This window comes from Stenotrophomonas sp. 63632_Sma (genome assembly GCF_056482875.1).
Genome location: NZ_CM151220.1, coordinates 4,694,931 through 4,715,221, shown reverse-complemented (window position 1 = coordinate 4,715,221; position 20,291 = coordinate 4,694,931). Strand labels below are relative to the sequence as shown.

Sequence of the window (20,291 nt, the reverse complement as noted above, 5' to 3'; positions counted from 1 at the left end):
CAGCAATAATCGTCCGGTGGCCGGGGCATGGACGCGACAAGGCGCCCAAACACAGGCCGGAAAGGGGGGAAATGGATGGCTCAGACTACCACCGAGCGCCCGCCTTCGGAATGCTTGTCCCCTACTTATTCACAAAAACATCCACAGCTATTGCACAGCCCAGTGAATTCGCGTAGCTGCCAGGGGTTGACTTGGGGCGGGGTACCTCTCTAGAATTTCCGGTTCTTTCCGTCCCATTCATACGAGAGGCCCCCAATGGCCACGAAGCGCACCTACCAGCCCAGCAACCTCAAGCGTAAGCGCGACCACGGCTTCCGTGCCCGTATGAAGACCGCTGACGGCCGCAAGATCCTGTCGCGTCGCCGCGCCAAGGGCCGCAAAGTCCTGAGCGCCTGATTGCCATGCCGCACATCGCGGCAGACGCAATCCCTTCGACAGTGAATACTGCAGACCCGCGCAAGCGATTCCCTCGCTCTGCGCGGGTTCGCACGCGAGCCGAATACTCAACGGTCTTCAACGGCGCCCGCCGTGTGTCCGATCCGCTGATGACCCTGCACTGGCTGCCGGCTGACCGGCCGGCCAGGCTGGGTCTGGCGGTTTCCCGCAAGGTTGATCCGAACGCCGTCGGGCGTAACCGGATCAAGCGCGTCCTGCGCGACATCCTGCGTCAGACACGTACCGACATCCAGCCAGGCGACTTTGTCGTCGTGGCTCGAAGTGCTGCGCGTTCCGCCAGCAACGACGAGATCCGCCAGGCCTTCCTGCGCCTGCTGCGTCGCCTGCGTGCATTGCCCACGCCGGGCGTGGACGGCACAATGCCGCCGCCTGATGGCATCGCAACTCCTTCTTTGACCGAGCCGGCATCGCGTCCCGGCCCCGCCGAGCCTGTCCGCTGATGAACCAGACCCGCGTATTCCTCATTTTTGCCTGGCTGATGGTGGCCGTGCTGCTGTGGATGGAGTGGAGCCGTGAAAAGGCTGCTCCGACCCCGGCACCGACGACCACGTCGGCCCCGGCCGCCGCACAGAGCGTTCCGGGCGCAACCCCGGGCGCCATCCCCAGCGCCCAGGTGCCGGGTGCCCCCGGCCAGGCCGCCGTGCAGGCCCAGGCCAGCGCCACGCCGGCCAGCCAGCGCGTGACCGTCACCACCGACGTGCTGCGCCTGGTGCTCGACGGCGGCCGCGTGCTCGATGCCGAGCTGCTGCAGTTCCCGCAGACCAAGGACGAAGGCAGCCCGCCGGTCCGCCTGCTGACCGAAGACCCCGCGCACCCCTACAGCGCGATCAGTGGCTGGGCCAGCGAAGACAAGAACACCCCGGTCCCCGGCGCCGACGGCTTCAAGCTGGTCGGTGACATCAAGGACTTCGTGCTGGCCAAGGGCCAGAACGAGCTGCAGATCCCGTTCGTGTGGACCGCCGACAACGGCGTGACCATCAAGCGCACGCTGACCGTCTCGCGCAACGAGTATGCCGTGCGCTTCAAGGATGAAGTCAGCAACGCCGGCGCCGCGCCGTGGAACGGCTACGTCTACCGCACCCTGGACCGCACCCCGACCATCCTGTCGCGGAGCATGACCAACCCGGATTCCTTCAGCTTCAACGGTGCCACCTGGTACGACAACGACAAGAAGTACCAGCGTCGTGCGTTCAAGGACTACCTGGAAGACGGCACGCTGAACCAGAACATCACCGGCGGCTGGCTGGCGATGCTGCAGCACCACTTCTTCACCGCCTGGATCCCGCAGAAGGACCAGACCGCACACTACGTGCTGTCGCAGGTGGCCGGTCGTGACCTGATCGAAGCGCGTGGCCCGGCCTTCACCGTGGCCCCGGGCCAGTCCACCAGCACCGAAGCCCGCCTGTGGGTCGGCCCGAAGCTGGTCAACCTGATTGCCAAGGAAGACGTGCCGGGCCTGGACCGCGTGGTCGACTACAGCCGCTTCTCGATGATGGCGGTGATCGGCCAGGGCCTGTTCTGGGTGCTGAACCAGGTGCACAAGCTGGTCGGCAACTGGGGCTGGGCGATCGTCGGCCTGGTGGTGCTGCTGAAGCTGGTGCTGTACCCGCTGTCGGCGACCCAGTACAAGAGCGGCGCCAAGATGCGTCGTTTCCAGCCGCGCATCGCGCAGCTGAAGGAACGCTATGGCGATGACCGCCAGAAGTTCCAGACCGCGATGATGGAGCTGTACAAGAAGGAAAAGATCAATCCGATGGGCGGCTGCCTGCCGATCCTCATCCAGATGCCGATCTTCTTCGCCCTGTACTGGGTGCTGGTGGAATCGGTCGAACTGCGCCAGGCGCCCTGGTTCGGCTGGATCCAGGACCTGACCGCACGCGACCCGTACTTCATCCTGCCGGTGATCAACGTGGCGGTGATGTGGTTCACGCAGAAGCTGACCCCGGCACCGGGCATGGACCCGATGCAGCAGAAGATGATGCAGTTCATGCCGCTGGTGTTCGGCGTCATGATGGCCTTCATGCCGTCCGGCCTGGTCCTGTACTGGGTGGTCAACGGCGGCCTGGGCCTGCTGCAGCAGTGGTGGATGACCAAGCGCCACGGCGGCGAGCCGGTCCCGGCCACCACCGCCCCGGCCCCGGTCAAAAAGAAGTAATCCGACCGGCAGGTCGCCGGCTTCGTAGAGTCGACCTTGGTCGACTGCCATTGAGCCCCGACCGACCCGCAGAAGCCCGCCGCAAGGCGGGCTTTTCGCATGCGGCGTTAGAATCGCCGGCACACCGTTCCTCCATCCATCGAGTCCGCCATGCCGCGTGCGTCGTCGTTCCGCCTGTTCCTGCCCTCGCTGTTGTTGACCCTGGTCGTTGCCGGCTGTGGCGACAAGGACGCGAAGGCACCGGTAACCGGCGTGACCCAGCCCAGCGCGCAGGCCGCGGCCGCCGCCGACCCGGCCGCCGCGCCGTTGCTGGCTGCGCTGCAGAAGCAGCTCGACGGTTACCGTCGGATCATCGTGCTGCTGGCCGACGAAGAACAGCAGTCGGCCGCCGACCGCGGCACCTCCACGCGTGTGGGCCAGCAGCTGTTCCATGATGGCCTGGAGCAACGTACGGCCATCGCCGCGCAGTTCGACACTCTGCTGCGCGGTTCCAGTCCGCAGCGCTTCGCCACCCTGGGTACCGTGCTGGACTACATCGAGTCCGCGCCGGAACTGTTCGATGCCGACCGCCTGGCCTTCCGCGAAGTGCTGCGTGATCTGCATGAGCGGGTCGGTACCGATTCGTCGCTGCCGGCGGTGAAGCTGCACCAGCGCATCGGCGAGGACCTGGAAGCGCTCGACGAGATCGAACGCAACTACAACCAGGAACTGACCCGCATCTTCAGCCGCTTCGAGCGCACCCGCGCCATCGAGCTGAAGCGCGAGAAGTGGGACGATTACATCGCGCACCTGCACAAGGACTACAGCCGCGAAGCGATCCTGCGCGACTACGGGGTGATCGAGCCGTACCCGATGTCCATGAAGGACAGCGACCGCGAAATCTTCGGCCGCGACCTGCCGGCCAAGACCGTGGTGCTGACCTTCGACGATGGCCCGCACAAGGCCTACACCGATGAAGTGGTGGCCATCCTCAAGCGCTACGACGTGCCGGGCGTGTTCTTCGAAGTGGGCCGAAACCTGGGCAAGGTCGAGGCCGATGGCAAGGTCAGCCTGGGCCCGATGGCGAAGATCAGCCGCAACCTGATGGAAGAGGGCTATGCGGTCGGCAACCACAGCCTGACCCACGCCCAGCTGTCGCGCACCACCGGGGATGCGCTGCGCCAGCAGGTGCTGGACACCGACACGCTGCTGAAGGATGTCGACAGCAAGCGCGCACCGCTGTTCCGCTTCCCGTATGGCGCGCGCAATGCCGAAGGCCTGCAGCTGCTCAACGAGGCCGGGCTGAAGTCGATCATGTGGAACATCGACTCGATGGACTGGGCCGACCCGGTACCGGAGTCGATCGTGCAGCGCGTGCTCGACCAGGTGAACAAGGAACAGCGCGGCATCATCCTGTTCCACGACATCCACGATCGTGCGGTGAAGGCGCTGCCGCAGATCCTCGACCGGCTGATCGCCGATGGCTACCAGTTCGCCGGCTGGAATGGCCGCGACTTCACCGTCGCCCGAGCGCGCAAGGGTGATGCCGGTGCCGCCACGGTCACCACCGGCTACGAGAAGTCGTGGGCGATCGTGGTCGGCATCGACAACTACGCCAAGTGGCCGAAGCTGGAGTACGCCAGCCATGATGCACAGGCGGTGGCCGATACCCTGACCGGGCAGTTCGGCTTCCCGTCCTCGCAGGTGATCGTGCTGAAGAACGAGCAGGCCACCCGCAACAACATCCTGGCCGCCTTCCACGACCGCCTGGCCGACGACCGCACCGGAAAGAACGACCGCGTGTTCGTGTTCTTCGCCGGCCATGGCGCGACCCGCCAGCTCGCCTCGGGGCGCGACCTCGGCTACATCATCCCGGTCGATTCGGACCCGAAGGAATTTGCCACCGACGCGATTGCGATGACCGACATCCAGAACATCGCCGAAAGCATGCAGGCCAAGCATGTGATGTTCGTGATGGATGCCTGCTACAGCGGCCTGGGCCTGACCCGTGGCGGCCCCTCGTCGTCGTCGTTCCTGCGCGAGAACGCCCGCCGCAGCGCGCGGCAGATGCTGACCGCCGGTGGTGCCGACCAGCAGGTGGCCGATGCCGGCCCCAACGGCCACTCGGTGTTCACCTGGGTGCTGCTGCAGGCGTTGGCCGGCAAGGGCGACCTCAACGGCGATGGCCTGATCACCGGTACCGAACTGGCCGCCTACGTGGCGCCGGCGGTCTCGGCGGTCTCGCACCAGACCCCGGCCTTCGGCAGCCTGCCCGGTTCGCAGGGCGGCGAGTTCGTGTTCCAGGTGCCGGACAGCCAGGAATTCCTCAACGCCGATACGCGCCAGCTGACCGCCGATGCGATCGCGCTGAACAACAAGGTCGATGCCGCCAGCGAAGCCAAGGGCAGCCAGGCACCAGTGACCGTGGCCGACCTGCAGGGCGGCAAGGCCAAGCTGGTGGTGCCCACCGCCGGACCTGCCTCCGACCGCCAGCGCGCACAGCAGGCCAATGACCGTGGCCTGCAGCTGTACCGCGAGAAGCAGTACGACGAAGCGGTAGCCCAGTTCACCGAGGCGCTGAAGCTGCGCCCGGACTTCGCCCAGGCCGCCAACAACCTCGGCTTCGTCTACTACCGCCAGCAGCGCTATGCCGAAGCGGCGCGCTGGCTGGAGAACACACTGAAGATCGACCCCTCGCGCGCCGTGGCCTATCTCAACCTGGGCGACGCCTACTTCAACGCCGGCGACAAGGCCAAGGCCAAACAGGCCTACACCACCTACCTGGCGCTGCAGCCGCAGGGCAGCGGCGCGGCCCAGGCGCGTGCGCAGCTGGAGAAACTCTGAGCCATGAACGACGCGATCCGCACCGACACCATCGTGGCCATCGCCAGTGCGCCCGGCGCGGGTGGTGTTGGCCTGCTGCGCCTGTCCGGCCCGCGTGCCGCAGCGATTGCCAATGCGCTGGGTGCACCTGCACTGCGTCCGCGCCACGCGCACTACGCGCGCCTGCGTGATGCCGATGGCGAGGTCATCGACGATGGCATCGTGCTGTGGTTCCCGGCACCGAACAGCTTCACCGGCGAAGAGGTGGTGGAGCTGCAGGGCCATGGCAGCCCGGTGCTGCTGCAGCAACTGGTCGCGCGCTGCATCGCGCTCGGTGCGCGCCAGGCGCGCCCGGGTGAGTTCAGCGAACGGGCATTCCTCAACGGCAAGCTCGACCTGGCCCAGGCCGAGGCCATCGCCGACCTGATCGCCGCGGGCGACAACCGTGCCGCGCGCGCTGCGCGCCGTTCGCTGGATGGTGTGTTCTCGCGCCGCATCGACGCCGTGGTCGAACAGCTGGTGCTGCTGCGCATCCATGTGGAAGCGGCCATCGACTTCGCCGACGAACCGCTGGATACCCTCGGTGGAGCACAGGTGCGCCGTGGCCTGGAACAGGCGCGCAGCGACCTGGCCCTGCTGCGGCGGGATGCCGAGCGCGGCCGACGCCTGCGCGATGGCCTGCATGCAGTGCTGATCGGGCCGCCGAATGCCGGCAAGAGTTCACTCCTGAACGCACTGGCCGGCAGCGAGCGCGCCATCGTCACCGACATCGCCGGCACCACCCGCGACACCCTGCGCGAAACCATCCGCCTGGACGGCCTGGAGCTGACCCTGGTCGACACCGCCGGCCTGCGCGACGGCGGCGATGCCATCGAACGCGAAGGCATGCGCCGCGCGCACGTGGAAATCGAACGCACCGACCTGGCGCTGATCGTGCTGGATGCGCGCGATCCAGCGGCCGGCGAAGCGGCGCTGGGCGATGCCGTGGCGGCGGTGCCGCACAAGGTCTACATCCACAACAAGTCGGATCTGCTGACGGCGCTGCCGACGCTGGACGATCCGGATCGGGTGTTCGTTTCGGCGGCCACCGGCGCCGGACTCGAAGATCTGCATGCGCGCCTGCGTTCGATTGCCTCGGCCGGGGCAGGCGAGCAGGTGGACGGCGAGTTCTCCGCGCGCACGCGCCACGTCGATGCGATCGAGCGCGCGCAGGAACATGCGCAGCGCGCCGATGGTGAGCTGGCGCATGAGCACCTGGAACTGGCCGCCGAGGAACTGCGGCTGGCGCATGACGCGCTGGGTGAGATCACCGGGCAGATGAGTGCCGATGACCTGCTGGGAAGGATCTTCTCCAGTTTCTGCATCGGCAAATAAGCCTTGGTAGTGCCGGCCGCTGGCCGGCAACCCAGCTGAACGAGTTGCTCGGGATCAGATCCCCGGAGGGGCTCTGACCCCGTGAAAAATGACGTGATCACCTCCAATACTCCAGAGCCTTGTCCGCTACGTCTTGAGTACCGGCGCCGACCAAGCTAGCGTGCAGGAAACTCAGGCAAAGGAATTGCGGATGCATTCGGACCATGTTCCCTACGTTCACTTCACAAGCCCGGCGCAGCTCACTCGTGCGTTGAACTCTCTGGCGGGCATCATCGAAGGGATCTCCATTGACAAAGAGATCAATGCCGACGAGCGTCGCTTCTTGGCCCACTGGATCCAGGATCATTTACATCAGCGCCAGCAGCATCCGTTCACTGAACTGATGCCTGTGCTCGAGCGCGCACTTGGCGAAGGTCGCATGGAAGAAGATGCGGCGGAAGATCTGCGATGGTTGATCGACCGGATGTGCTCAAGTGATCGGGTCAACGCCACCACAGCAGATCTCCAGCGACTTCATGCCGTACTGGGCGGAATAATCGCTGATGGCCAGGTTTCGGAGGCCGAGCTGCGTGGTCTCTCGGATTGGATGGATGAGCATTCCCATCTACAGGGATGCTGGCCGTACGACGAAATAGGGCACCTCGTGGCCAAGGTACTGGCTGATGGTGTGGTAGATGCGCAGGAACAGGATTTGCTTCGCCAGTTCTTCAGCGAGTTTGTCGTCCTCGGCGATGACCGCACCCTGACCGATCCGTCGTTGCAGATCGCCGGAAGTCTGGTCGGACTTTGTGCAGTCGCTCCCGAGATCGAATTCGAAGAGAGAGGATTCTGCTTCACAGGCGCCTCGTCCCGAGGTTCACGTGCCGATATCCAGGCGTTGGTAACGGAACGGGGAGGTCGGGTGCACAGTGCGCCATCGAAGAAGGTGGACTACCTGGTGATTGGTGCTGAGGGAAATCCCTGCTGGAGTTACGCCTGCTACGGTCGCAAGGTGGAACGCGCCGTGGAACTGCGCAAGGAAGGACTGCGGATCATGATCGTTCACGAACGCGATTTCCATGATGCCTTGGTCGACTGAAGATGCGGGGTCGGAGCCCCTTCGGGGATCCGACCCCAGGTCCCCCACCTGTCACATTGCCGCCGCATACTGACGCCCATCACATACCGCTTGGGGAAGTCGCAGTGAAGTCGTGGGGTTGTGCGTTGCTGTTGTCGCTGGCCGTGGCACCATCGGTGGCCATGAGTGCTGAATCCTCCACCCCGGCCGCGCACAAGGTGTCGGTCTATGGCCACCGCGGGGCAAGCGCACTGCTGCCCGAGCACACCCTGGCGGCCTATGCGCAGGCCATCGCCGATGGCGCCGACTACATCGAACCGGACCTGGTGATGACTAGGGACGGGGTGATGGTGGCCCGCCACGAGAACGAGATCAGTGGCACCACCGATGTCGCCTCGCATCCGGAATTCGCCAGCCGCCGCACCAGCAAGGTCATCGACGGGCAGAAGGTCGATGGCTGGTTCACCGAAGACTTCACCCTGGCCGAGCTGAAGACGCTGTACGCGCGTGAGCGCCTGCCGGAACTGCGCAGCACCGCCTACGATGGCCAGTTCCGCATCGCCAGCCTCGACGAGATCCTTGCGTTCCTGGTGCAACAGGCCGGCCGCGCCAACCGCGGCATCGGCCTGGTGCCGGAGATCAAGCATCCGACCTACTTCCAGTCGATCGGCCTGCCGATGGAAGACAAGCTCCTGACCGCGCTGCGCGGCAACGCCTATACCAACGTGGGCCCGGTCACCATCCAGTCGTTCGAGACCGCCAACCTGCGCTACCTGCGCGGCAAGATCGGGCGGGGCAGCAACATCCGCCTGCTGCAGCTGCTGTGGAAAGGCGATACGCAGCCGGCCGACATCGCCAAGGCCGGTGGCAAGCTGACCTACGCGCAGATGATGACGCCGGCCGGACTGAAGGACATTGCCAGCTACGCCGACAGCATCGGCCCGGAGCTGCGCTCGATCATTCCGCTGGACGCCAAGGGTGCACTGGGGACACCGACCACGCTGGTACAGGACGCACATGCAGTGGGCCTGATGGTGATTCCGTATACCTTCCGCCCGGAGAACCATTTCCAGGCCAGCAACCTGCGCAAGGGCGCCGACAACGCGCGCAATGCAGAGGGGTCGGTTGCCGAGATGCGCGCCTATCTGGCCACCGGCATCGATGCCTTCTTCACCGACGACCCGGCACTGGGCCGGCAGGCGGTGGATGGCATGGGCGCGGCGGGGAATGCGGCGAACTGACCGGCCAATGCCGCCGGACATGGCCCGGCGCTACCGGATGTGACGGAATGCTCTGGTAGTTGCCAACCTTGGTTGGCATGCAGCGGGAGCGCCGACCAAGGTCGGCCACTACCGGGTCATGAAGGTGCCGGACCCCGTCACCCGATCAACCGCGCGGCTCGTCCGGCCGGCGGAACGGGATCACCACGTAGTCCTGGCCCTCGCGCGGCTGCCATAGCACCGGCACGCGCTGCGGTGACGGCGGCTCCAGCTCGTCGTCGGCCAGCGGTTCGGCCTCGTCTTCTTCGTCTTCCCAGCTGTAGCGCGGGCGCGGCGGCAGCGGGTCGGCGTTGCGGAACAGCAGCGCAGCGATGATGCCGGCGAAGGCGCCGCCCATGTGCGACTGCCAGGACACACCATCGGCGTGCGGCAGGATGGTCATCAGCATGCCGCCGTAGAACAGCATGCCGATCAGGCCGGTGGCGATGGCCGCGCGATCGCGGCGCAGCAGGCCCAGGCTGGCCAGCAGGAACATCAGGCCGTGGGTCACGCCGCTGGCGCCCAGGTGCACGCTGCCCGGATTGCCCAGCATCCACGCACCGATGCCCGAGCCCAGCCACAGCAGCGGCAGGGCGCGCACGGTGGCTTTCGGGTAGACGCTGCCGGCCAGCGTGCCCAGGATCAGGATCGCGATGCTGTTGGCGGCGATGTGCTCGACCGAGGCATGCAGCATCGGGCCGCCGATCAGGCCAAGCAGGCCCTTGGCTTCCAGCGGCGCGACCGCCCAGGGCCGCCAGTCGAAGGTGCCCTGCAGGGCGAACACGGCCACCAGCACCAGCACGGCGGCCAGGCTGACATTGAACGCCCGCAGGATGCGCGAGCGGTCATTGCGGGGGGCCGGTACGTCGCCGGCGGGCAGGGGCGCGTTGTTGTCCATACCTCAGCAATGGCGGTGACTGGCGCGAAACCAAGGCCACCGCAACGGGAGAGTGGGTGCGGCCGGCGGGACAATCCCGCCGGCCGGCCATGATCAGGCGTGGCCGGAGCCTTCCTTCGGCGGGTACTTCAGGCTCAGTACCACGGTGGCGGCGATGATCACCGCGACCACGCCCAGCGACACCGGGGTCGGGATCTTGAACAGGTCGATGATCATCATCTTGATGCCGATGAAGCCCAGCACCAGCGCCAGGCCATACGGCAGCAGGTGGAAGCGGTCGGCCATGCCGGCCAGCAGGAAGAACATCGCGCGCAGGCCCAGCACCGCGAACACGTTGGAGGTGAGCACGATGAACGGGTCGGTGGTGATCGCGAAGATCGCCGGGATGCTGTCCACGGCGAAGATCACGTCGGTGACCGCGATCAGGATCAGCACCGCGAACAGCGGGGTGAACCAGCGCACGCCGTCGCGCTTCACGCTCAGTGCGTTGCCGGCATAGTCCGGCAGCAGGCGCAGGTGCTTGCGCATCCAGCGCAGGGCGGGATTGGTCTCCAGGTCCGGCTCCTGGCCGGCGGCGAACCACATCTTCCAGCCGGTGAACAGCAGGAAGGCACCGAACACGTAAAGCAGCCAATGGAACTGGCTGATCAGCACGCTGCCGGCGAAGATCATGATCGTACGCAGCACGATCGCACCCAGGATGCCGATGATCAACACCTTCTGGCGCTGCTCCTCCGGCACCGCGAAGTAGCTCATGATCATCAGGAAGACAAAGATGTTGTCGACCGCCAGCGCCTTCTCGACCAGGTAGCCGGTCAGGAATTCGAGGCCGACCTTGTTGGCCACCACCTGGCCGGCGGTCTCATTCAGGTAGTACCAGAGGCCCGCATTGAACAGGAGGGCCAGCGCGACCCAGCCGATGGACCACCACAGGGCCTCCTTGAAGGTGACCTTGTGCGGTCCACCATGGCGCATCAACACGAGGTCGACCAGCAGGGCGATGACCACCACCGCCGCGAAGCCGCCCCACAACCACACGTTACCGATCGTCTGCATTGGGAATGTCCGTTGGAAAGATGAATGCCAGGCCGGACGGCGAGGATCTGCAACGGAGGATCGGGAGGGGGATCCAGGGACAGAGCTTCGCCAGTACGGCGAAGGTCTCGCTCGCAGTTCCAGTCGGCTGGAACTGCCGTTGCACCGGAGCCTGCGGGCTCGAAATGACGGCGACAACGTCTGGGAGCTACTCCCCTTCTGGCGCCGATTCTGCGGCCTGGCCGGGCTGCCGTCAAATGCCGGGCGGCCGGGGCCCCCGCTCTGGTAGGTGCCAACCTTGGTTGGCACGCCTTGCCCGGGCCGTTCAGCAACGCCCGTCGCGCCAGCTCGACTCTACGAAAGCGCCCCCCGGCTACAATAGGTGGATGAATACCCCCCTTCCGATTGTCCGCCTCAAGAATGCGTGGCGTTCCAGCCACCCGTGGATCTTCCAGAAACTGGTCGAGAAGCCGACCGTCCGGCCCAAGCCCGGTTCCATCGTCGACGTGGTCGGCGTGGACGGGGAGTTCATCGGCCGCGGGTTCTACAACGGGCACTCGCGCATTGCCGTGCGCATCCTCGAAACCGACCAGAACGTGCCGGTCGATGCTGGCTGGTTCTCGCGCAAGATCGCCCAGGCGGTGTCGCTGCGCCGTGAGGTGCTGAAGCTCGACGCGGTGTCCGACGCCTGGCGCGTGGTGCACAGCGAGGGCGATGGCCTGTCCGGCCTGGTGGTGGACCGCTACGGCGACCTGGTGGTGGTCGAATTCTTCGCCGCCGGCATGTTCCGCCACCGCGAGTGGATCTACGACGCCCTGCGCGAGCAGTTCCCGGGCTGCCGCTTCCACAGCTTCGCCGACGAGCACGTGCAGAAGCAGGAAAGCTTCGACTTCCACGGCAACACCACCACCGAAGCGGCAGTGATCACCGAGTACGGCATCAAGTTCCGCGCTGACCCGGCCGGTGCGCACAAGACCGGCTTCTTTGCCGACCAGCGCGAGAACCGCGAGTGGCTGAGCCAGCAGGTGGAAGGCAAGAGCGTGCTCGACCTGTGCTGCAACACCGGCGGTTTCGCCGTGTACGCGGCGGCGCGCGGCGCCTCGGACGTGGTCGGCATCGACATCGATGAAGACGTCATCCAGATCGCCAAGGGCAATTCGCGCCTGAACAACGTGCGCCCGAAGTTCATCCAGTCCGACATCTTCCCGTGGCTGCGCGATGCCGCCAACCGCGGCGAGCAGTACGACGTGGTGATCCTGGACCCGGCGAAGATGACCCGCGACCGCGACCAGGTGATCACCGCGCTGAAGAAGTACCTGGACATGAACAAGCTGGCGCTGGGCGTGGTCAAGCCCGGTGGCCTGTTCGCCACGTTCTCCTGCACCGGCCTGGTGGCCGAGGACCAGTTCCTCGACATGCTGCGCCGCGCGGCCTACTTCTCCGGCCGTACGATCCAGATCCTGAAGGTGGCCGGCGCCGGTCCGGACCATCCGTTCATGGCCCACGTGCAGGAATCGCGTTACCTCAAGGCCGTGTTCTGCCGCGTGGTTGATTGATTCGCGGGATCCCGGCTGCGCTCGGCATCGGGTAGTGCCGGCCGCTGGCCGGCTCCTCCTGGTCTCCGACTCTCGCTGAGAGCCGGCCAGCGGCCGGCACTACCGTTTGTTGTCATCTCGGCGCTATGGTCTGACGCTTCCCATCGAGGTGAAGCGTCATGACGTTGCGCAGTCTGTCTTTGCTGGTCTCCCTGGCGCTGTGCGCGCCACTGTCCGCCCACGCCATCGAGTTCAGCGCACAGGAGCTGGCGCGCGCCAAGGCCCTGCAGCAGCGCCTGGTCACCCTCGACAGCCACCTGGATACGCCGGCCAATTTCGGCCGAACCGGCTTCGACATCGAGCAGCGTCACGACCGCAACGCGCTTTCGCAGGTCGACTACCCGCGCATGGTCGAAGGTGCGCTGGACGGCGGTTTCTGGGCGATCTACACCGATCAGGGCGACCGCAGCCCCGCCGCGCACCTCGCCGAGCGTGACCATGGCCTGCAGCGGCTGCTGGAGATCCGCGAAATGCTGGCGGCCAACCCCGAGCGCTTCGCGCTGGCATTGACCGCAGATGACGCGGCGCGGATCAAGGCCGCCGGCAAGCGCGTGGTCTACATCAGCATGGAAAACGCCAGCCCGCTGGTGGAAGACCCGAGCCTGCTGTCGTTCTACCACCGCGCCGGCCTGCGCCTGCTCAGCACCGTGCACTTTGCCAACAACGAGTTTGCCGATTCGGCCACCGACCCCAAGGGTGCGGAGTGGAAAGGCCTGAGCCCGGCCGGCAAGGACCTGGTGCGGCAGGCGGTGAAGCTGGGCATTGTGATCGACCAGTCACATGCTTCGGATGCGGTGTTCGACGACCTGCTGGCGATGATGCCGGTGCCGTTCGTGCTCTCGCACAGCTCGGCCAAGGCGGTCTACGACCACCCGCGCAATCTGGATGACGCGCGCCTGCGCAAGCTGGCCAAGGCCGGCGGTGTGATCCAGGTGAACGCCTATGGTGGCTACCTGATCGACACCGCAAAGACGCCCGAGCGCAAGCAGGCCGAGGAAGCGCTGAGCAAGCAGCTGGGTGGCTGGGAAGGCATGGGCATCGAACAGGGCGTTGCCCTGCTGAAGGCCGAGCAGGCGCTGGACCACGAGCACCCGGTGCGCCATGCCAGCCTCGACGACTTCTTCGCCCACTTCGAGCACATCCTCAAGGTGGTGGGCCCCGAGCACGTGGGCATCGGCCTGGACTGGGATGGCGGCGGTGGCCTGAGCGACCTGCCCGATGTCAGCCAGCTGCCGAAGATCACCGCGTGGCTGCTGCGCAAGGGCTATACCGAGAAGCAGATTGCCGGCATCTGGGGCGGCAACCTGCTGCGGGTGATGCGCCAGGCGCAGGACTACGCTGCAAAGCAGGGCGGTTGACCGCCCTGCGGTAGTGCCGGCCGCTGGCCGGCATGGCCCGTATCAACAGGATGCGAGGTGCCGGCCAGCGGCCGGCACTACCGGTGATCCGGCTATTTCGCGATCAGCGCGTGGCGGCGGCTGTACAGGAAGTACAGCACCAGGCCGGCCAGGTTCCACAGCAGGAAGTACAGCTGGGTGCTGTGCGGCAGGCTGAGGAACAGATAGATGCAGCCCAGCGCGGCCAGCGGACCAACCACGAAGGCCAGCGGGGTACGGAAGGTACGTTCGCGGTTCGGCTCGCGCAGGCGCAGCACCACCAGGCAGATGCCCACGGCGGTGAACGCGGCCAGGGTGCCGGCATTGGCCAGCGCCGCGATCTCGTCCAGGCGGGCCACGCCGGCCAGCGCCGACACCACCACCGCGGTGAACAGCGTGGTCGCCACCGGCGTGCCGGTACGTGCGTTGACCTTGGACAGGCCACGCGGCAGCAGGCCATCGCGGCTCATCACGAAGAAGATGCGGCTCTGGCCGTACAGGAAGGCCAGCAGTACGGTCGGCAGCGCGATGATCGCGATCACGCCGATCACCATCGCCGCGGTCGGATGGCCCAGCTGACGCATGATCAGGGCCAGCGGCTCGGCGCTGTGGCCGAACACCGCGTAGCTCATCGCACCGACCGCGGCCAGCGCCACCAGCACGTAGACGATGGTGCAGCCGATCATCGAACCGATGATGCCGATCGACAGGTCGCGGCCGGGGTTCTTGGTTTCCTCGGCGGCGGTGGAGATCGCATCGAAGCCGTAGAAGGCGAAGAAGATGATCGCTGCCGCCGCCATTACGCCGTGTTCGACGCCATCAGGGCCCATCGACTTGGCAAAGCCATACGGCATGAACGGCTGCAGGTTGGCGCTGTCGAAGGCGGGCAGGGCCACGGCCACGAAGATGGCCAGCGCGATCAGCTTGAACACCACCAGGATGGCGTTGAGGGTGGCGCTTTCCTTGGTGCCGGCCATCAGCATGCCGGCCACCAGCCAGGTGATGACGATCGCCGGCAGGTTGATCATGCCGCCTTCCACGTGTGGGCCGGCCGCCAGCCAGGCGGGCAGGTGCACGTTCCAGCCGAACTGGGTGTGGACCCATTCGAGGAAGCCGACGAAGTAGCCGGACCAGCCCACCGCCACGGTACTCACCACCAGTGAGTACTCCAGGATCAGGCTCCAGCCCACCACCCAGGCGAACACCTCGCCCAGCGCGCTGTAGCTGTAGGTGTAGGCACTGCCGGCGGCCGGCATCATCGTCGACAGCTCGGCGTAGGACAGTGCCGCGCAGGCGCAGACCGCACCGGCGATGGCGAAGGAGATAAGCACGGCCGGGCCGGCCAGGTTGGCACCGACGCCGATCAGCGTGTAGATGCCGGTACCGACGATGGCGCCAATACCCAGCGCGATCAGGTGCGGCCAGCTGAGCGTCGGGATCAGGCGCCTGCCGGCTTCGTGGACGGTGACGGAATCTAGGGACTTGCGCCGGAACAGGGACATGCAGGCCTCGGAAGGGGTGACTAAGAACGACAAGTTCCCGAGTGTGACCGAACGCAGCGCAGCATTACCACTGACGGGGGTCATGCGAGGGTCAGATGCGTCACCGGCGCGGCTGTACTCCGAGCATTCTGCCGGAATCGGCACAAATGTTGGCAGGATTCGAAATGATTCGATCCCTCAAGGCGAGCCGGGAGGCGCTTGAAGCGTGAGAGCAGGGGCCAGATCGATGCTGACCCGCTGCGGATCAACCACTGGCGCCGCACCTTGGGTTCTCAACTGGGCCACCAGTACTTCGAAGCCCTGCGTGCGGCCGAACGCGTGCTCGTCCAGGGTCAACGGCAGCAGCTGCAGGAAGTCGAATCGTCCCGATGGCAGTTGCTGGGGTCCCGGGAAATGCAACGACGGAACGAAGACGGCCGCCTGCAGCATGCTCCCTGCGTGATCCACCGGCCCCCCCAGCTTCAGCCGGTCCCATGGCGCCAACGGATTGCCGGGCATGCGTGAGTGGCACAGCAGCAGGTGGTACGCGGTGAACCAGCGCAAGGTGGTCAGTGCCCAGGTCGCTTCTTCCTGCGTCTCAAGCATCAGTTCGATGCCCAACCCCGAATCGCCATCTTCGTGCCGCCCTTCCCAGGGGTTGGACAGGCCGGAGCTGACATAGATCCAGTGCCTTCGATCACCGTGCGGAGGGCAGGCATTGACGCCGACATGCAGCCAGCGCGGGTCGATCTGGTCCTGCTTGAAGACGTTGCGCAGCAGATCCATGTCGATCGGATAGATCCCCGGCCCGGTATCGCCGAACAACCGCCGGTACAGCGTCTCCTCCCGATATTCCCAGCTGCGCTCCAGCAGGGTGTCGTCGTCCATGGTGCTCACTCGGCCACCTTGCCGGGCCAGCGGCAGCCGTCTTCCTGCCAGGCCTCGACGTCATCGTGGAAGGTGGTGCGACGTCCGTCGCGGGCACGCTCGTAGCTCAGGTCCAGCACCAGCGCGCCCTGCGTGCTCAGCAGGTAGCGGCCGTTGAGGCGCCCGTTGATGCGCTCTTCCCAGACGCTGTCGAACTGGTAGGGGCGGTCTTCGGCCAGCACCGTGGTCTCCATTGAAACCCGGCGCAGCAGCAGGCGTTCGCGCTGCCCGGCATAGCGAACGTCGGCCTGGCCGTCATCCAGCCAACGCCATTCCAGATGGATGCCGTCATTGCGGCCGCCGCTCAGGCAGCGATGATCCTGTGCGGTGGCCGCCGGGGCGGTCGTGTTGGCCAGAAGCAGCAGGGCGCCCATCGCCGTCGGCCAGGGTTTCATCCGTTCAGCCCCAACCGGATGCCGAACCCCACCAGGAACAGGCCGGCCACGCGGCGCAGCGCATCGCTGATCCGCGGGTGCTGGATCAGCCGGCGGCGGGCCAGGTTGCCCGCGCCGATCAGCATCGAGCAGTAGGCGATGCTGACCACCAGGATGATGCCGGCCAACGCCGCGAAGGTGGCGATGCCCTGGTGCGCCTTCGGATCGATGAACAACGGCAGGAAGGCCATGTAGAACAGGATCGCCTTCGGGTTGAGCAGACTGACCAGGATCGCCTGCTGGAAGTAGCGCCCCGGCTGCATGCGGATCGGGCCGGCGTCGCCGCCCTCGTGCTTCGGCGTGCGCAGCAGGCTGATGCCGACCCACACCAGGTAGGCCGCACCCAGGTACTGCACCGCGTGGAACACCAGCGGGTTGGCCTTGAGCAGCGCCGCCACGCCCGCCAACGCCAGCCACATCAGGATCTGATCGCCGACCAGCAGGCCGGCCAGCGCGGTATAGCCACCACGCACGCCGCCACGGCCGGTGGCGGTCAGCAGGGTGAAGGTGCCGGGGCCGGGCAGGGCGAGAAACACCAGCACGGCGACCAGAAACGTCCACAGGTCCTGGATGCCCATCCACGGCATGGCGGCGTTCTCTTGTTACGTGGGGCCGCCATTGTCGGCCAGTGCCGCCGTTGGCGACAGGGGGCGGGTGAGGCCAGTGGGCATGCCAGACAGCAGCGGTTGCAGGTGCTGGCGCAGCTGCGCATGCAGTTGCCGTACCGCTGGCGAGAACTGCTTGCGGTGCGGGCATACCAGCTGCAGCGGGATGCTGCTGCCAACACCATCGAGCAGCAGCTGCAGGCGCCCGGCCAGCACGTCCTCGCGCAGGTCCAGCCAGGACTTGTAAGTGATGCCTTCGCCGGCCACGGCCCAGCGTCGCACTACATCGGCGTCGTCGCAGACCAGCGGACCGCGCACCGGAATCACGCTGCGACGCCCGTCGACCTCGAATGACCAGCGATCGTAGGCGCGGCCGTTGAGTTGATAGACCAGGCAGTCGTGCTCGCGCAGATCCTCCAGGCGGGTAGGCGTGCCGCGCCGCTGCAGGTAGCCGGGCGAGGCGGCCAGCACGCGTCGATTGCCTTCCAGCAGCGGCAGCGCGACGTAGCTGGCGTCGTCGAAGTGGCCGATGCGGATGGCCACGTCGACCGGGTCGCGGAATACATCGGCCACCTCGTCGGACAGGCGCAGGTGCAGGCGCAGCCGCGGGTGCGCGGCGCGGAAGGCGCTCAGCCAGGGCAGCAGCAGGTTGCGGCCGAGGTCCGAGGGCGCCGACAGCTGCAGGGTGCCGTGCAGCTCGGTGTCCTCGCCCTGCACACGCGCCTGGCCCTCGCGCAGGGTGGCCAGTACCTCCTGCGCATACGGCAGGTACAGCGCACCCTCGCCGGTGAGGCGCAGGCTGCGGGTGGTGCGCACGAACAGGCGCAGGTCCAGCTCGCGTTCCAGCCGCGCCACCGCCGCGGCGACCTGCCCGGGCAGCAGGTCGGCCTCGCGCGCCGCCTGCGAGAAGCTGCCCAGTGCGGCAGTGCGGACGAACAGCTGCAGATCGTTGAAGCGGATCATCTTCATTGCCAGAGTGAAAGTGCTGCCCGATTCTGCGCCTTTCTGCGGGAGCGCGTGCGGCGCAACCTGTCGCCTCCTTCCCCACTGGACCGCTGCCATGCGCGCCATTGCCTACACCCAAGCCGGCCTGCCGATCGATGATGCCCAGGCCCTGATCGACATCGAACTGGAGCTGCCGCAGCCCGGCCCGCGTGACCTGCGCGTGGCGGTGCGCGCGGTGGCGGTGAACCCGGTCGACACCAAGGTCCGTCGCGGCGTGGCCACCGATGGCCCGCGCGTGCTGGGCTGGGATGCGGTCGGCATCGTCGACGCGGTGGGCAGCGAGGTGACCCTGTTCCAGCCCGGCGATGCGGTCTACTACGCCGGCGTCATCGATCGCCCGGGCAGCAACGCCGAGTACCAGCTGGTGGACGAACGCAGCGTCGGCCGCAAGCCGGCCAGCCTCGACGATGCCGCCGCCGCCGCGCTGCCACTGACCGCGATCACCGCCTGGGAACTGCTGTTCGACCGCCTGCGCATCCCCGAGGGCGGTGGCGAAGGCCAGACCCTGCTGGTCATCGGCGCTGCCGGCGGTGTCGGTTCGATCCTGGTGCAGCTGGCGCGGAAGCTGACGAAACTGACGGTGATCGGCACCGCCTCGCGTCCGGATACCCAGGACTGGGCGTACGCAATGGGCGCACACCATGTGATCGACCACAGCCTGCCGCTGGCCGAGGGCCTGGCGCGGCTCGGCATCAGCGAGGTGCAGCACGTGGCCAGCCTGACCCACTCCGACCAGCACTACGCGCAGATCGTGGAACTGCTGGCGCCGCAGGGCCAGCTGGGGCTGATCGATGATCCCGGCCAGGTCGACGTGATGGCGCTCAAGCGCAAGGCGTTGTCACTGCACTGGGAGTCGATGTTCACCCGGCCGCTGTACAAGACCGCCGACATGCAGCGCCAGCATGACCTGTTGAACCGGGTGGCCGAGCTGATCGACACAGGCGTGCTGCAGACCACCCTGGGCGAGCATTTCGGGCGCATCGACGCGGCCAACCTGCGGCGTGCCCACGCGCTGCTGGAGAGCCACCGCGCCAAGGGCAAGATCGTGCTGGAAGGCTGGTAAGGCCCGGTTTTTCCTGTGGAGCCGAGCCTGCGCCCGGCTCTACAGCGTTTCATCCACGCATGGCGTGGATCAGCCGTGTCGACCAAGGTCGACACCTGCCAACAGCTGCGGAAGCCACTGCTCAGGCCACACCGTTGTCGACGTACTCGGCGAAACCGGGCTGCTGCCGCAGGCGTTCGAACCAGGCATCTACGTGTGCCAGTACCGGCTTGCTGCCCGGCGTGCTGCACCAGCGTTGGGTCGACAGCCCGAGCACGATGTCGGCCAGAGTGAAGGTGTTGCCCGCCACGTAGCCGTCGGTAGTGGCCAGCTGTGCATCAAGGACGCCCATCAGCCGGTTCCACTGCGCCAGGCTGGCCTCGGCACGGGCGTCATCCGGATAGTCCGGATGCTGGCGCACGCGCGCCATGAACACATGGCGCCATGCGCTGTTGAGGTCGCTGGCCTGCCAGTCCATCCACTGCTCCACCCGGGCCCGGTCCTTTGCTGCATGTGGCAGCAGATCCTCGCGACCGGCGCGTGCGGCCAGGTAGCGGCAGATGCTGTTGGATTCCCACAGCACGAAGTCGCCATCACGCAGCACCGGCACCTGCCGGTTGGGGTTCAGCGTGGCCAGCAGGTCCGGCGAGGGGGCCGGTTCGTGGTGCAGGGGCAGATCCAGCCCCGCGCACAGCCACAGCACTTTACGCACATTGATGGAGGTGGGCTTTCCGTAGAGGACGACCATGGTCCTGACGCAGCAGTTGAGACTCGGCCAGCCTACACTTGC

General features: G+C 66.5%; 18 protein-coding genes. 10 read left to right on the top strand and 8 right to left on the bottom strand.

What is annotated here, in order from left to right; all coding sequences use genetic code 11:
- Positions 1 to 255 precede the first annotated feature (255 nt).
- The 7 genes from rpmH to ACZK45_RS21780 all read left to right on the top strand — a co-directional run bounded on the left by rpmH (position 256) and on the right by ACZK45_RS21780 (position 9,085).
- Positions 256 to 396, top strand: coding sequence for a 50S ribosomal protein L34 (rpmH, locus tag ACZK45_RS21810; RefSeq protein WP_005411729.1), 141 nt, complete (start codon positions 256 to 258; stop codon positions 394 to 396).
- 5 nt (positions 397 to 401) lie between these two features.
- Entirely contained in the window at positions 402 to 896 is a 495-nt protein-coding gene (rnpA, locus tag ACZK45_RS21805; protein ID WP_021203275.1) for a ribonuclease P protein component, read from the top strand.
- Positions 896 to 2,611 (top strand): membrane protein insertase YidC, encoded by a 1,716-nt coding sequence (yidC, locus tag ACZK45_RS21800; protein ID WP_032128506.1) that lies wholly within the window; start codon positions 896 to 898, stop codon positions 2,609 to 2,611. The genes rnpA and yidC overlap by 1 nt, the downstream gene beginning before the upstream one ends.
- Positions 2,612 to 2,761: 150 nt before the next feature.
- Positions 2,762 to 5,434: a polysaccharide deacetylase family protein gene (locus ACZK45_RS21795; protein WP_285302177.1), complete on the top strand. Its 2,673-nt coding sequence runs from the start codon at positions 2,762 to 2,764 to the stop codon at positions 5,432 to 5,434.
- 3 nt (positions 5,435 to 5,437) lie between these two features.
- Positions 5,438 to 6,787: a tRNA uridine-5-carboxymethylaminomethyl(34) synthesis GTPase MnmE gene (mnmE, locus tag ACZK45_RS21790; RefSeq protein ID WP_049399027.1), complete on the top strand. Its 1,350-nt coding sequence runs from the start codon at positions 5,438 to 5,440 to the stop codon at positions 6,785 to 6,787.
- A gap of 190 nt (positions 6,788 to 6,977) precedes the next feature.
- The gene (locus tag ACZK45_RS21785; RefSeq protein WP_197615878.1) at positions 6,978 to 7,865 is read left to right on the top strand and encodes a BRCT domain-containing protein; all 888 of its coding nucleotides are present in this window, start codon (positions 6,978 to 6,980) and stop codon (positions 7,863 to 7,865) included.
- Positions 7,866 to 7,969: 104 nt separating this feature from the next.
- Entirely contained in the window at positions 7,970 to 9,085 is a 1,116-nt protein-coding gene (locus tag ACZK45_RS21780; protein WP_478445255.1) for a glycerophosphodiester phosphodiesterase, read from the top strand.
- A gap of 145 nt (positions 9,086 to 9,230) precedes the next feature.
- Here ACZK45_RS21780 and ACZK45_RS21775 read toward each other — a convergent pair whose 3' ends face one another.
- Complete coding sequence (locus ACZK45_RS21775; protein WP_059033054.1) at positions 9,231 to 10,001, bottom strand: rhomboid family intramembrane serine protease; 771 nt, start codon at positions 9,999 to 10,001, stop codon at positions 9,231 to 9,233.
- A gap of 93 nt (positions 10,002 to 10,094) precedes the next feature.
- On the bottom strand, positions 10,095 to 11,057 hold the full coding sequence (locus tag ACZK45_RS21770) for a TerC family protein (RefSeq protein ID WP_005411722.1): 963 nt from the start codon (positions 11,055 to 11,057) through the stop codon (positions 10,095 to 10,097).
- 365 nt (positions 11,058 to 11,422) lie between these two features.
- Here ACZK45_RS21770 and ACZK45_RS21765 point away from each other — a divergent pair, with 365 nt between their 5' ends.
- On the top strand, positions 11,423 to 12,592 hold the full coding sequence (locus tag ACZK45_RS21765) for a class I SAM-dependent rRNA methyltransferase (protein ID WP_125892585.1): 1,170 nt from the start codon (positions 11,423 to 11,425) through the stop codon (positions 12,590 to 12,592).
- A 158-nt stretch (positions 12,593 to 12,750) separates the two neighbouring features.
- Complete coding sequence (locus ACZK45_RS21760; protein ID WP_125892583.1) at positions 12,751 to 13,989, top strand: dipeptidase; 1,239 nt, start codon at positions 12,751 to 12,753, stop codon at positions 13,987 to 13,989.
- A 92-nt stretch (positions 13,990 to 14,081) separates the two neighbouring features.
- Here the strand turns inward: ACZK45_RS21760 and ACZK45_RS21755 are convergent, their stop codons facing one another.
- The 5 genes from ACZK45_RS21755 to ACZK45_RS21735 form a co-directional block, all read right to left on the bottom strand.
- The gene (locus tag ACZK45_RS21755) at positions 14,082 to 15,509 is read right to left on the bottom strand and encodes an amino acid permease (RefSeq protein ID WP_032128498.1); all 1,428 of its coding nucleotides are present in this window, start codon (positions 15,507 to 15,509) and stop codon (positions 14,082 to 14,084) included.
- A gap of 177 nt (positions 15,510 to 15,686) precedes the next feature.
- Complete coding sequence (locus ACZK45_RS21750; protein WP_219630944.1) at positions 15,687 to 16,376, bottom strand: suppressor of fused domain protein; 690 nt, start codon at positions 16,374 to 16,376, stop codon at positions 15,687 to 15,689.
- 5 nt (positions 16,377 to 16,381) lie between these two features.
- A complete protein-coding gene (locus tag ACZK45_RS21745; RefSeq protein WP_125892579.1) occupies positions 16,382 to 16,810 on the bottom strand; it encodes a hypothetical protein in 429 nt (142 codons plus the stop codon).
- Entirely contained in the window at positions 16,807 to 17,436 is a 630-nt protein-coding gene (gene leuE / locus ACZK45_RS21740; RefSeq protein ID WP_155030387.1) for a leucine efflux protein LeuE, read from the bottom strand. The genes ACZK45_RS21745 and leuE overlap by 4 nt, the downstream gene beginning before the upstream one ends.
- A 15-nt stretch (positions 17,437 to 17,451) precedes the next feature.
- The gene (locus ACZK45_RS21735) at positions 17,452 to 18,423 is read right to left on the bottom strand and encodes a LysR substrate-binding domain-containing protein (RefSeq protein WP_478445254.1); all 972 of its coding nucleotides are present in this window, start codon (positions 18,421 to 18,423) and stop codon (positions 17,452 to 17,454) included.
- A gap of 91 nt (positions 18,424 to 18,514) precedes the next feature.
- Here ACZK45_RS21735 and ACZK45_RS21730 point away from each other — a divergent pair, with 91 nt between their 5' ends.
- Positions 18,515 to 19,522, top strand: a complete 1,008-nt coding sequence (locus ACZK45_RS21730) for a zinc-binding alcohol dehydrogenase family protein (protein ID WP_049420932.1) — start codon at positions 18,515 to 18,517, stop codon at positions 19,520 to 19,522.
- Between the two features lie 121 nt (positions 19,523 to 19,643).
- Here the strand turns inward: ACZK45_RS21730 and ACZK45_RS21725 are convergent, their stop codons facing one another.
- The gene (locus ACZK45_RS21725; RefSeq protein WP_071228676.1) at positions 19,644 to 20,249 is read right to left on the bottom strand and encodes a glutathione S-transferase family protein; all 606 of its coding nucleotides are present in this window, start codon (positions 20,247 to 20,249) and stop codon (positions 19,644 to 19,646) included.
- Positions 20,250 to 20,291 lie beyond the last annotated feature (42 nt).